A 12,822-nucleotide genomic window follows, 5' to 3' on the forward strand; every position below is an offset into this window, starting at 1 on the left:
TTTTCTATTAATGTTCCTTACTGCCTGATTGTTTTATATGCGGCGCCTGCTTTAAGTCATCCTGTACACTTTTATCCCAAAGCTTAACTCCAGAGTTATAAGCAGCACGGGCAATTAAATGGCCGGCTACAGGAGACGTCATAAAGACGAACACAATTCCGAGCAGGACTCTTGAATTGAAAAAGCCATCTTTAACATAAAAGAAAAGCAATGTTCCAAGCAGTATGGACATCACACCCAATGTAGCAGATTTCGAAGCCGCATGGTTTCTCGTATAAATGTCCGGAAGCCTAATAACTCCATAAGCAGCGACCAGGCTTAAAAAAGCCCCAATCAAAATTAACACGATAATGGCAATATTAGCGATCTCGTTCATTTTCAATAATAACCCCCTTCTCCAGATATTTAGAGAAGGCTACAGTTCCAATGAATGCAAGAATTCCAATAAGAAGGATAACCTCCACAAATGCACTGGTATTAAGAGCGATTGAAATTAAAGCGACAATCGCAACCAAGTTAATGCCGATTGCATCAAGCGCTACCACTCGGTCCGGAGTTGTAGGCCCTTTTATAACTCTGTAAATTAATCCTATGGTGGCAGCCGATATAATGAGAATGGCAATTAAAACAACAGTATTCAGCATCATCGGCTCACCTCCATAATCGCTTTTTCAAATGTGTTTTTAATTGAATCTATGGTTTCCTTTGCATCCTCAATGTCGATGGCATGAATGTATAGGATCTTGTTATCAGGTGACACATCCACAACCAGTGTCCCTGGAGTTAAGGTGATCAAGTTTGATAGAACCATGATTTCCCAGTCCTCTTTCAGCACAGTTGGATAGGCAAAGATACCAGGGCGGAAGTCAAGCTTAGGCTTTAACAAAACCTTCAGGACACCTATATTAGCTAGGATAAGCTCTTTTATAAAAATAAATAAAAGATTGATCACTGCTACAGCTCTTAATAAATAAAAGCGCGAATCGAAAAATCTTCTGAATGTAAAGATGATGAGCAGGCCAAAAAGGTATCCTTTAAGGAACGCAACCGGTTCGTATGATCCTGTTAAAAACATCCACATAAACCCAAGGAACACATTTAATAAAATTTGAAATGCCATACTCAATACTCCTTTAAAACTGCTTCAATATAGATATTTGGATTTGCAAGAGTTTCAGCAGCCTGTGAGATATACGGATATACATACTCAGAGCCGACTCCGTAAAGAACGGCTATGAAGACAAGAATTACTGGGGCAATCATCATTTTTCTGACAGGTACTTTGTCCTCCGTTTTATAAGCGCGGGGAGTGCCCCAGAAGCCATTAATGAAGATTTTCATAATCGAGAACAGAACCAGCAGACTGGACATTAAGACAATTCCTGCTCCCCAGTATTGCTCTGCTTCAAATCCGCCTTTTACAATAAGAAGCTTTCCAATAAATCCGCTTAATGGCGGGATGCCTGCCAGGGCAAGCGCTGCAATGAAAAAGGTCCAGCCCAGTCCGGGATATCGTTTGATCAGCCCGCTTATCTTATGCAAGTCGCTCGTACCTGCTATCGCTATAACGATGCCGGCAAGCAAGAATAAAGCCGCTTTAATAATCATATCATGGATCAGATAGAAGATGGACCCGGAAAGTGAATCCGGTGTCATCGCTGATATACCGAACAGAATCGCACCTACGGCCACAATAATATTGTAGATGATAATTTTTTTAACATCCCAGTATGCAATCGCACCAATTACACCTGCAATAATGGACATTATCGCCAGAATGCTTAGGAGCTGATGGGTAAAGCCGATATCGTGGTAAAAGAACAATGTATACGTTCTTGTGATTGAGTACACACCGACTTTTGTCAGCAAAGCTCCAAATAAAGCCAATACAGGAGCCGGCGGTGCATAGTAAGAGCCGGGCATCCAGAAATATAAAGGGAAAATGGCTCCCTTTAATCCAAATATGATCAAAAACAGCACAGCTATTACTGTTATAATTCCTGGCTGCACCTCTTGGCTGATTTCGCTGATCCGAACAGAAATATGCGCCATATTAAGCGTTCCGACAACAGAATACAAATAGGCAACAGCTATAACAAATAGAGCGGAAGAAATTACATTCACAAGAATATATTTAATTGACTCCCGGAGCTGAGCTTTCTTTCCGCCCAAAACAAGCAAAACATAGGAGGCCATCAGCATAACCTCAAAAAAGACGAAGAGGTTGAAGATATCTCCTGTTGTAAAAGCACCGTTTACCCCAACAATTAAAAAGTTGAATGCCGGATAATAGTAGAACTTTTCCCTAGCTTCTCCTATGCTCCAAAAAGAATAGATCAAGCATGCAAAAGCCACGATGCTGGTAGTCAAAACAAGAAGGGCAGACATCATGTCTGAAACAAGAGTTATCCCAAAGGGAGCCTCCCAGCTCGAAACATCCAAAGTTTGTATCCCATCATTCCGAACCTTCTGAACTAATAAAGCTGAAAAAATAATTGTAATCACTGATGAAAGGCCTGCAATCCACCTTTGCAGCAGGATTCTTTTTGCAGCGAATATGAGAAGGACACCCGTAATTAAAGGGATTAGGATGGGTAATATCAAAAAGTTAATCATTTCCTTCAGTTCCTCTCATTCGATCCATATTATCAGTGCCAAGTTCCTGGTAAGCACGGTATGCCAACACAAGGAAGAAGGCGGTTACACCAAAGCTGATTACAATTGCAGTCAGGATAAGCGCTTGGGGAATAGGATCTGTATATGAGCTTGCGTGTTCGCCGAGCAGTGGGGCGGCTCCCCGTTTTAAGCCACCCATAGTTAATATCAGCATATGTGCACCATGGCTTAAAAGCCCAGTTCCGACAATTATGCGCAGCAAGCTTTTTGACAGCATGAGATACGTAGCTGACATAAATAGAATTCCAATTACAAAAGCCATTAATATTTCCATTATTCATCCTCCCCTATCGTTTGAATAATGGTCATCGTAACGCCAACAACAACCAAGAAAACACCCAAATCAAACAATGTAGCCGTATGGAGCGAAGTATCACCCAACACCGGCAATTCGACATGGCCAAATGCGTGGGTAAGGAAAGGAACATTAAAAAGCAAAGCCCCCGCCCCAGTTCCTATTGAAAAAAGCAGTCCGACCGCAATCATATGAATATAATTTACAGGCAGTATTTTTGATACGGTTTTCATGTCAAATGCCAATAACAGCAGAACGATTGCTCCCGATGTCAGCAAACCGCCAACGAATCCACCGCCTGGGGTATAATGTCCTGCAAAGAAGATGTGGACAGAGAAAAGAACAATGATAAACAATACGACCTTTGTTGCGGTCTGAAGAATAATATCATTTGTTTTCATTTTTCTTTCCTCCTTCCAGGCGAAGTTTAATCATGGCAAAAATTCCAAGAGCTGCAATTCCAAGAACGGTAATCTCGAACATCGTATCAAATCCACGGAAATCAACAAGGATTACGTTTACCATGTTTTTCCCAGCAGCCTCTTTATACGTATTTTCCACATAATATTGTGCAATCGAATGAAACAGTTTATTGCTGTGGGCTGAAAGGGCAATCATTGTTACAATGGCGCCAACACCCACTGATATAAGGGCATTCGTCATCTTAAACCTGATGCGCTCTTCATGCCTAAGTTTTGGCAAATGGTAGAAGGCAAGCAGGAATAAAGAAACCGAAATAGTCTCAATGACAAGCTGTGTCAGTGCAAGATCAGGTGCACGGAAAATGACAAAGAACAATGAAACGGTATAGCCGACTGCACCAAGAAGTATAATCGAAGTCATTCTGGATTTAACAAAAAGGATTGAAATAGAAGCAGCTGCAATCCCTAATGCTAGCAGAACTTCAGCGTAATGGATGGGCGCTACATTGCTTGTATCGAATTTAAATGCATCTTTTATAAACAGTGTAGCCCCTAGAGCAACAATGAAAAATGTAAAAATATAAACAAGGTAGGTTCTAATAAACCCATTCATATATAACCTTGTTAAATTAAACGATGCTCGCTGAGATACCTCAAGCATGCTATCGTAAAAACGATTTAACGCCAATTTCTCAGGGAACAAATCATATACACTTCTCCACTTCGGCAAAGTTGCAAATAGCAAGATTCCTAAAGTTATAACACCCAAAGTCATAAACAATTCCGGGGTAAACCCATGCCAGAAATAAATATGAGTATCATATACATATCCTTCTGCAGGCGGCATAATGGCAGCCTGTGCAGGAGAAATCAGTGTATTTGAGATAATATTTGGGAAGAAACCGATAATAATGACCAATGAAGCAAGAACAATTGGTGAAATCAGCATTCCAATAGGAGCTTCATGCGGTTTCTTGTCCAATTTTTCAGGCTGGAATTTGCCTGTAAACGTTCTGAATACCAAAACCATACTGTAGATAAATGTGAATACACTTGCAATCCAGGCAAGAACAGGGAATAAAATACCCCATGTATCCAAATTAAAAATATCCATATCCAGAACCCGAACCATTCCAGTAAAGAACATTTCCTTACTTAAAAAGCCATTGAATGGCGGAAGTCCTGCCATGGCGAATGTACCAATAATCGCCAATGTGAAGGTTATCGGCATAAAATTCATTAATCCGCCAAGCTTGCGGATGTCTCTTGTCCCTGTTTCATGGTCAACAATTCCAGCTACCATAAAGAGACTTCCCTTAAAGGTTGCATGGTTGATCAGGTGGAAGACCGCGGCTGTTGTAGCAACCGTGAAATAGCTATCCTCTACTGTTTCAAAGTGAAGAGCGGCAGCACCGATTCCGAGAAGGGACATAATCATCCCCAGCTGGCTGACAGTTGAAAAAGCAAGGATGGCTTTAAGGTCTGTCTGCTTTACAGCAGAGAAGGACCCCCAAAATAGCGTCACAATCCCAAATCCAGCTACGAGCCACAGCCAGAGAGAGTGCTCTGCAAATACCGGGCTCATTCTTGCCACTAAATAAATCCCGGCTTTAACCATGGTAGCCGAGTGCAGATAAGCACTGACTGGTGTTGGCGCTTCCATGGCGTCGGGAAGCCAGATATGAAAAGGAAACTGTGCTGACTTAGTGAATGCACCAAGAAGGATGCAAAGCAGCGCAGGAACAAATAAAGGATTTGTAAAAATCTCATCTGATTGTGCAATAATCTCCGTAATGCTGAATGTTCCTGTCATGATATAAAGAAGAATGATCCCGGCAAGCATGGAAAGACCGCCGAAAACCGTGATGATCATCGACTTCTGTGCCCCGTACCGTGATTTTTCTCTGTGATACCAATACCCAATTAACAGGAATGAAGAAAAACTTGTAAATTCCCAGAATGTATAAAGCACAAGCAAATTATCGGAAAGGACAACTCCAAGCATTGCACCCATAAATAGAAGCAAGTAGACATAAAAGGTATTTAGCTTTTCCTTGTTTTTATCCAGATAATAAATGGAATAAAGGACAACCAGAGACCCTATTCCAGTAATCAGCAAAGCAAACAGCAAACCCAGCCCATCGACTTTAGCTGCAAAATCTATGCCCAGAGCAGGAATCCATGAGAAAGATTTTGTAACAGATTGCTGATTGGAGGTGATGGGTAGATAAGAGATAAAGTAACTAAATAAAAGGATTGGAAGAGGAAGAATAAACCAACCCGTATGTATTTGCCTAAAGAGCTTGTACATGAATGGCACAAGGATGGCAAGCAAAAATGGTGAAATTATCGCCAGGTGAAGCAAAGACAAAACATTACCCCCTTTAATAGATGTGTCATTTTCAGGCTGCAGAAAGCATTGTCCTCAGCAGCCTTTTTTCTAATTATGTCAGCCCGCGAAATGAGCTTATGCATAGAAGAATGTATTTTTCTTAATCAGGATGCATAATTTCCTCAAATTATCCCCATACCTGATTGTACAAACCTTCACATTGCTCTTCATCATATAGAGCTATATAAAAAGTTTTTCCTTCTTGCGCAATAATATCCAAAACTTGGAGGGCCCTAAATCATGCTGACGGTCTGGCCCTTGTTCAACATTACTTTCCGCTCATGCACCTCAGAACAAATTATAACCTAAAACAAAAGTCTGTGCATTCCCCAAACCCTTATCAATACAGGTTTTATCCCTTCTTTATTAAATAGGTAGAAACACGATTCCATCAGGAAAAATTTTTTTGAAAAATAATTTGTTTATTTATGAAATAAGCTTATTTTTTATCAGAAGGCTGCTCTTTTTTGTATAAAAATTGGATTAAATATGCACACTACTCTTAGGGTGGTGTTGTGTATGATCAAGCATAAAATCTCAGCAGCCATTTCTATCTTTGTTCTGCTATTTGCAGGAGCCTGGATACTGGATCACCAAACAAAACGGGAATTTTATATGCCTGGAGATGAAGAAGTGGTCGAAATGATTCCGGCAAATTACGAAATGGAAGCCGGGGGCAAACAAAAGCTGAAGGTATTTGAATCCAGGGAATATGTGAGGATATTGACAGCGTCCTAGAAAAGCGAAAGCGCTTTGAATAAAGGAGCGTCAAATAAAACAGGACACGGAAGGCTCCCGAAACGAGCCTTCCGTGTCCTGTTTTTGTAGTGATTTGGCTTATGGCCCCGATCTGCTCAAAGCATCATTCTCCGAATCATGCTTTGAGCAGACTATTCAAGGAAGCCTATTCGGGATGAAAACTGGCTAGGCGCTGTAGCTGGACAAATTAAATAGGGAATGAGACCACTCCTCTGACTGCTGATTTTAATATTTGCTACGGCCGCGGTTGTGAAAAATCATAATAAAGAGCGGTACCGTTATGATAAACGAAAGGAAAAACAGGAATAACAGCTTGGAGAAGGGAGTAATTTTCTTTTCGAGATCATCTGCATACATATCAAAGAATTCGCGAATGGAGTCATTGGCTAATACATTGGAAGCTGTGAGGAATTCTTCATTGTCAAAGTCATAATAATAAAAGTCCTTCTTCTTAAAGATAAACAAATCATCTCTTTTTTGCTCAAACTCCAAAAAAACAATACCGATATGTGAAGAATATTCCTCGATGACTTCTTCATTTTCCGAAGTGGAGGGATCATCCGGTGTCACAATTTTCGTTACTTCCCCTTGCATGCCGTAAGCATCAATGACTGTAAATGAGTTTTCGTTATAATAGTTGACATTATTCTGCAGCTGCTTTTCAATCTCTTCCTCAAACCCTTTTTCAATATCAGAAGCTCCAGCCGTATTGAAGAAAAGAGCTGATAACAAGAAAATGGACAAAATACAGTAAATTCTTTTTCTCATCCCCGTTCCCCCTTTATCTAGATATTCAGTATGAAATTGCTAGAATATGATTTATATCTATGCCGTGAAATGCTGAAATATACAGGTCTGCCAGGGAATTGTAAAAAATATGAAAATCACTGATGATAGATAGAAAGATTAAAAGAGAAAAAATGAAAAATACATATTTGACTATTGGCTATATTTGTTTTGCTCGCGAAAACCTTGTGCTTTTTCGAGTTTGGAAAACAAAGGGCATGACAAAAATGGGAAGAAAAAAGTAAGGCAATATTGCCAGTCCATGTACGCATCGCCCATAGCACGCCTTCTTGCATTTTTTAGATCCTATTTTCAATTCCGGCTATTTTTTTAAGGAGTTAGATTTTTTCTCAGCTGCCATGTAGATTTAAAAAATCGGGCTGAAAACTAAATTACACAGAAAATTGAAATATTTCATGCTATAATAAAAGAAAATATGCACGTTCAATTTGATTGAAAGCAGGTGAAAGCGTGGGGGAGGAGCACCAATATTTATTTATCGACTTTGAGTTTACTATGCCTGAAAAGGGCGGTGCATTTAGAGGATTTTATCCGGAAATTATTGAAGCTGGAATGGTGTCCGTGATTAACAACCGAATATGTGAAGAATTTTCTTCTTATGTAACTCCTGTCCGTTTTCCAAAATTGTCCGAGCGATGCAAGGATTTTTTGCATATTTCACAGGAGCAAGTGGACCAGGGAATCACTTTTCTGGAGCTTGTTGATAAAATGAAGGAAATGAGCCAGAATCGTACGTGCACGATCATTACATGGGGCAATATGGATATGAGGGTTTTGCGAAACAATTGCAGCCAGGCCGGGGCAGCCTTTCCATTCAGAGGAAAGGAAGTGGACCTATCCATGGAGTATAAGCGCTTCTTTGGAGACCAAAATCAAACAGGGTTATGGAAAGCCGTCCAGGAATACGGCAAAGAAGGAACGGGGAAACATCACCGTGCCCTGGACGATGCATTGACTACCTACAATATTTTCAAATTGGTAGAGAAGGATAAAAAATATCTTCAAAAGCCTGAGCCAACGACAATCGGAGACCGGGTCGATTTTTCAAAGCTTTTTAATAAATTTGCATAACAAGCCAAATCGGACGAAATGATTTGGCTTGTTTTTATTTTACTATGCCGTAACGATTACTTAAAATAGTCTTTTTCCAATGCTTCAAGATTCCTAAGGCTTTTTTCCGACCATGCTGAAGAATCCCCTTCGAGCTCGGTTCTCATTTTATCCAGCGCTTTTCTAAGAGAATCTTTGTATTCAGGTATTTCCTCTGCAAACGGCTTTACCATTTGCTTTGGCACATTGGTTTGTTCTCTGTACGCGAGTGCACGCCGTTCGTGGAACATCATAACATCTGCTTCCTTAGGATTATGTAAATCGCCTTGCATTGGATGCTTCAAGACCGCCATTACCCTTACCAGATAATGCTGCGGGCGGATATCTGTTACTTCTCCTATATATTTTCCGGTTTTATAAATGGCAGTAACTTTATCGCCGACTTTCATCTCTGTCATGATCATCTCTCCCTTCACTTTTTCTTTAGCCCTATTATGACTTACAAAATAAGAAAAACAAAGTGCAAATTTTCAATAAATCAGGTAAGCTAAAAAATAGCAGAAATCTGATGGGCCTTTTAGTGAAGGTCGTATCATTCAGTACATAGGAGGATGTTACTTATGAAATGGCGTCTTTTTGCTCCGCTTCTAGTTTTAATGTTAGTCCTGTCAGCATGCGGGACAAGCACTGAAAAGGAGACGGACAATACAAACGGTTCTGAGGCTGAAGAATCCAAAAATGAAAACCAGGCAAGTGAAGCTCCGGATAGCTTTCCGCAATTAACGGAAAAGGTTCAGGAAAATGAAAGGCTGGTTGAAATGCAGACATCTAAAGGGAATATTAAAATCAAGCTGTTCCCTGAGCAGGCACCAAAGGCTGTTGAAAACTTTATTAAGCATAGCGAGGATGGCTATTATGACGGTTTGATTTTCCACCGGGTTATTAAAGACTTTATGATTCAGGGCGGAGATCCCCAGGGTACAGGCATGGGCGGAGAAAGCATCTACGGAGAAGCATTTGAAGATGAATTTTCCAATCAGCTCTTTAATATCCGCGGTGCGCTATCCATGGCAAACTCAGGGCCGAATACAAACGGAAGCCAATTCTTTATCGTGCAAAATCAGACACTCGATCCAAGTCTGAAAGAAGAAATGGAAAAGGCCGGATATCCTGAAGAAATCATTAAAGCTTATGAAAATGGCGGTACACCTTGGCTAGACCACAAGCATACCGTTTTCGGCCAAGTTGTCGAGGGGATGGACGTTGTCGATAGCATTGCATCAGTTGAAACAGCTGAACAGGACAAGCCTGTTGAAGATGTGATCATTAAAAAGATTGAAGTATTGAAATAAAAATTGGATAGTCTTTTTATAGCTGATATAATAAACCATTGAACCACTGCTCTAGCAGAAAGGATAGAATATGATGTTGCAATGGTATGTATTGTCGCTATTTTTATATTTTCCGGAAGATAAATCAGAATATGGACCTGCTGCAGTTACGTTTGCCATCTTTTTAGTAGCGGCCATCCTTACAATGAGGTTAATTATGCGCGTATCAAAGCGCGAGGCTGCCAAAGCTAAGGAACTTGAGGAACGCCTCAATAGGCAAAATGGGCAGGATGAGAGCAGCTGAGAAGCTGTTCTTTTTTATTCCTTGTTTATCAAAAAAATGATTGGGCAACACTAAAGACAAAATGTCTTGATGGAGGATTCAATCATGAAAAAAGCTTTGATGCTTGCTTTTGTTCTGCTTCTGGCTGGGTGTGCAGAAGAGGACATTACGAATACGGAAGTGGAAATGTTTAATGCCGTGGGAGATTCTTTAGGTACAATCAAGCTGGAGGAACAAGCAAGCGGTGTAAAATTAAGCCTTGATTTAAATGGCCTGCCGCCTGGGGAGCACGCTATACACATTCATGAAGAGGCGAAATGCGAGCCGCCAGATTTTAAATCTGCAGGAAATCACTTTAATCCGGACAATAAAGAGCATGGATTGCTTCATCCAAAGGGCGCACATGCCGGCGATCTTCCTAATTTAATCGTGGAGGATGACGGTAAAGTGAAGGTAGACTTAATGGCTCCTCAGGTCACATTAAAAGAAGGCAAAACGTCACTTCTGACCAAGGAAGGGACATCCATTGTCATCGATGAGGGAATGGATGATGGAATGACACAGCCTGCTGGAGATTCCGGAGAGCGAATCGCATGCGGAAAGGTATCAAAGGATAAAGAAGAAAAGGGCCAGAAAAAAGCGCAGGACGATCAAGAACAAGAATAATCCAGAAGAAAGGCTTTCCGTCAGGAGAGCCTTTCTTTTATTGGAATACTAGGAATTAACGGAAATACCTCGTATAATAGAACTAAAAGGGGGCTGTTTACATGGGATTATTCAACGGATTTATGGGCAATGCTTCAGAAGCGAATATTGACGAGATTCAAGAGGAATTTTCAGCGGTACTTTCTCCGAGTGAACAGGTAGAAAAAGCCTATCGGCTGGCGCGCGACTTGTTTATTTTTACAAACAAGCGCCTTATCCTGGTTGATAAACAAGGGATAACAGGGAAGAAAGTCGAGTACCACTCCATCCCTTATAAAAGTATCACCCACTTCAGCATTGAAACTGCCGGGAGCTTTGACCTTGAAGCCGAATTGAAAATCTGGATCTCAGGATCTGAAGAACCAATTGAAAAACAGTTCAACAAAAGCCTGAACATTTATGAAGTGCAAAGCGTCCTTGCAGAATATGTTTTGTAATGCCCCTTTACTGGCAGCCGGTAAGGGGCTTTATTTTGCTTGTACTGTTGGGGTATTTTTCTTAGAATGAAAGTATCTAAAATAAGGATGTGAACTATGATTATTAAATCCCGCTTAGAACCGGAAGAATTGAAGGTGCTTCGCTGTTTGCGGCGCCGTGCAGAATTGCCTGTAAAAGATGAAAATCACTTTTTGAACCTGGAAAAAGGCTTTGCCGGAGAGCTTCAGTTTGACAGGATGCTGCAAGAAGCCCCAAATGATTGGATTATTCTTAATGACCTATTGCTACAGTTCAACAATACCAAATTCCAAATCGATGCCCTGCTGATCGCTGCCAGTACCATTTATCTCTTTGAAATAAAAAACTATGAAGGCGACTTTTTCATTGAAAATGAAAGATGGTACTCCTTGCTTTCCAAACATGAAATAAACAATCCTCTGCTTCAGCTGCAAAGAAGCGAAACCCTGTTAAGAGGACTCCTAAAAGAACTTGGCTTTAACCTCCCCATTAAATCCCACCTGATTTTCGTAAATCCCTGCTTTCAACTCTACCAAGCTCCTACTAGCATACCCGCGATTTTTCCAGCCCAGCAAAAGCGATTTTTTGAGAAACTAAAAGGCATACCTGGTATTTCAAAAGCAAGAAACATGAAGCTGGCAGAACAGCTAATCACACGCTGCTTGGACGAGGACCCGTATTTGCGGCTTCCTGAGTATACATTTGAAGAGCTGAGGAAAGGGATTCCGTGTGGAACTTGTACATCATTTTTAACTCCATATAGCAAAAGTACCTTAATATGCACAGACTGCGGCGCCAAAGAAGAAATAAAATCTGCTGTTCTTAAAAGTGTCAAGGAATATGAAACTCTTTTCCCGGACAGGGTGATAACAACAAATAGTATATTGGAGTGGTGCTGCATTACTAATTCGAAGAAAGTGATACAGAGAATCTTATCGAGAGAATATGAAAAGCAGGGACATGGAAAGTATTCTTTTTATGTTAGAAAACAAAGGCACAATGAAAATGAAAATTGTTTTCTATCATGAAGCTTATACGAAGCAGGCCGGAGCAAAAGGTCGGTTATGAATGGTTCATGAAGCCGCAAATTACCTCGGCTGGAGCAAAAAGGTCGTCATAAAGGGTTCATGAGGCCGCTAATCAAGCCGGCGATAGCAAAAAGGTCGCCATGAAGGATTCATGAAGCCGTAAATCAAGCCGGCGATAGTAAAAAGGTCGCCATGAAAGATTCATGAAGCCGTAAGTCAAACTATCCGGAGCAAAAAGGTCGTCATGAAGGGGTCATGAAGCCACAAATCAAGCCGGCGATAGCAAAAAGGTCGCCATGAAGAGTCAAGTCCAGATTATTGTGTAAAATTCTATACAATGTTTTCAACTAGCTTATTATGGTATGTTGAATTATCCCCTTACATTTTTTTTGCGTAACTTCCATGGATTTTTATTTACATATCCAGGAAAGGCTGTCAAAGGCTTTTCACTTTGACAGTCTTTTTTGGATATGTGATCATTCCATAATTGGAAGATACGAAAAAGTAACACTAACCTTTTAGGGCAGTTTTCTTAGCGTATACAGATTCTTGATATTCCATTAAGATGGCACCTACTAATCGAAAAGCAGATTGTGTATTTGGAAATATACGAATGAC

At 40.6% G+C, this 12,822-nt stretch carries 16 protein-coding genes; 7 read left to right on the forward strand and 9 right to left on the reverse strand.

Annotated elements, in window-relative coordinates; genetic code table 11:
* Positions 1–7: 7 nt before the first annotated feature.
* Genes mnhG through L634_RS0120325 form a run of 7 tightly spaced genes read right to left on the reverse strand, consistent with a single transcriptional unit; the run spans position 8 to position 5,764 of the window.
* Complete coding sequence (gene mnhG / locus L634_RS0120295) at positions 8–376, reverse strand: monovalent cation/H(+) antiporter subunit G (protein WP_026584025.1); 369 nt, start codon at positions 374–376, stop codon at positions 8–10.
* Positions 360–644: a Na(+)/H(+) antiporter subunit F1 gene (locus L634_RS0120300; RefSeq protein ID WP_026584026.1), complete on the reverse strand. Its 285-nt coding sequence runs from the start codon at positions 642–644 to the stop codon at positions 360–362. The genes mnhG and L634_RS0120300 overlap by 17 nt, the downstream gene beginning before the upstream one ends.
* Positions 644–1,120: a Na+/H+ antiporter subunit E gene (locus L634_RS0120305; protein WP_026584027.1), complete on the reverse strand. Its 477-nt coding sequence runs from the start codon at positions 1,118–1,120 to the stop codon at positions 644–646. The genes L634_RS0120300 and L634_RS0120305 overlap by 1 nt, the downstream gene beginning before the upstream one ends.
* Before the next feature lie 2 nt (positions 1,121–1,122).
* On the reverse strand, positions 1,123–2,616 hold the full coding sequence (locus L634_RS0120310) for a Na+/H+ antiporter subunit D (RefSeq protein ID WP_026584028.1): 1,494 nt from the start codon (positions 2,614–2,616) through the stop codon (positions 1,123–1,125).
* Positions 2,609–2,950, reverse strand: coding sequence for a Na(+)/H(+) antiporter subunit C (locus L634_RS0120315; protein ID WP_026584029.1), 342 nt, complete (start codon positions 2,948–2,950; stop codon positions 2,609–2,611). The genes L634_RS0120310 and L634_RS0120315 overlap by 8 nt, the downstream gene beginning before the upstream one ends.
* Positions 2,950–3,372: a Na(+)/H(+) antiporter subunit B gene (locus L634_RS0120320; RefSeq protein WP_026584030.1), complete on the reverse strand. Its 423-nt coding sequence runs from the start codon at positions 3,370–3,372 to the stop codon at positions 2,950–2,952. Before L634_RS0120320 ends, L634_RS0120315 begins: the two co-directional genes overlap by 1 nt.
* The gene (locus tag L634_RS0120325) at positions 3,359–5,764 is read right to left on the reverse strand and encodes a Na+/H+ antiporter subunit A (RefSeq protein ID WP_026584031.1); all 2,406 of its coding nucleotides are present in this window, start codon (positions 5,762–5,764) and stop codon (positions 3,359–3,361) included. The genes L634_RS0120320 and L634_RS0120325 overlap by 14 nt, the downstream gene beginning before the upstream one ends.
* A gap of 540 nt (positions 5,765–6,304) precedes the next feature.
* On the opposite strand from L634_RS0120325, the gene L634_RS0120330 reads away from it, so the two are divergent.
* Positions 6,305–6,523, forward strand: coding sequence for a hypothetical protein (locus tag L634_RS0120330; RefSeq protein WP_026584032.1), 219 nt, complete (start codon positions 6,305–6,307; stop codon positions 6,521–6,523).
* Positions 6,524–6,769: 246 nt separating this feature from the next.
* Here L634_RS0120330 and L634_RS0120335 read toward each other — a convergent pair whose 3' ends face one another.
* Positions 6,770–7,312: a hypothetical protein gene (locus tag L634_RS0120335; RefSeq protein WP_026584033.1), complete on the reverse strand. Its 543-nt coding sequence runs from the start codon at positions 7,310–7,312 to the stop codon at positions 6,770–6,772.
* Between the two features lie 489 nt (positions 7,313–7,801).
* Here L634_RS0120335 and kapD point away from each other — a divergent pair, with 489 nt between their 5' ends.
* Positions 7,802–8,422 carry a 3'-5' exonuclease KapD gene (kapD, locus tag L634_RS0120345; RefSeq protein WP_026584034.1) on the forward strand — a complete coding sequence of 207 codons (621 nt, stop codon included), beginning with the start codon at positions 7,802–7,804 and terminating at the stop codon, positions 8,420–8,422.
* 56 nt (positions 8,423–8,478) lie between these two features.
* Here kapD and L634_RS0120350 read toward each other — a convergent pair whose 3' ends face one another.
* Positions 8,479–8,859: a kinase-associated lipoprotein B gene (locus L634_RS0120350; RefSeq protein ID WP_026584035.1), complete on the reverse strand. Its 381-nt coding sequence runs from the start codon at positions 8,857–8,859 to the stop codon at positions 8,479–8,481.
* Between the two features lie 162 nt (positions 8,860–9,021).
* Here L634_RS0120350 and L634_RS0120355 point away from each other — a divergent pair, with 162 nt between their 5' ends.
* The 5 genes from L634_RS0120355 to L634_RS0120375 all read left to right on the forward strand — a co-directional run bounded on the left by L634_RS0120355 (position 9,022) and on the right by L634_RS0120375 (position 12,204).
* A complete protein-coding gene (locus L634_RS0120355) occupies positions 9,022–9,753 on the forward strand; it encodes a peptidylprolyl isomerase (protein WP_026584036.1) in 732 nt (243 codons plus the stop codon).
* 73 nt (positions 9,754–9,826) lie between these two features.
* Positions 9,827–10,036: a hypothetical protein gene (locus L634_RS0120360; protein WP_026584037.1), complete on the forward strand. Its 210-nt coding sequence runs from the start codon at positions 9,827–9,829 to the stop codon at positions 10,034–10,036.
* An 84-nt stretch (positions 10,037–10,120) separates the two neighbouring features.
* On the forward strand, positions 10,121–10,681 hold the full coding sequence (locus L634_RS0120365) for a superoxide dismutase family protein (protein WP_026584038.1): 561 nt from the start codon (positions 10,121–10,123) through the stop codon (positions 10,679–10,681).
* Between the two features lie 101 nt (positions 10,682–10,782).
* A complete protein-coding gene (locus L634_RS0120370; RefSeq protein WP_026584039.1) occupies positions 10,783–11,157 on the forward strand; it encodes a PH domain-containing protein in 375 nt (124 codons plus the stop codon).
* Positions 11,158–11,253: 96 nt separating this feature from the next.
* The gene (locus tag L634_RS0120375; RefSeq protein WP_026584040.1) at positions 11,254–12,204 is read left to right on the forward strand and encodes a nuclease-related domain-containing protein; all 951 of its coding nucleotides are present in this window, start codon (positions 11,254–11,256) and stop codon (positions 12,202–12,204) included.
* Positions 12,205–12,822 lie beyond the last annotated feature (618 nt).

Source organism: Bacillus sp. J33, assembly GCF_000518885.1.
GTDB lineage: Bacteria > Bacillota > Bacilli > Bacillales > Cytobacillaceae > Cytobacillus.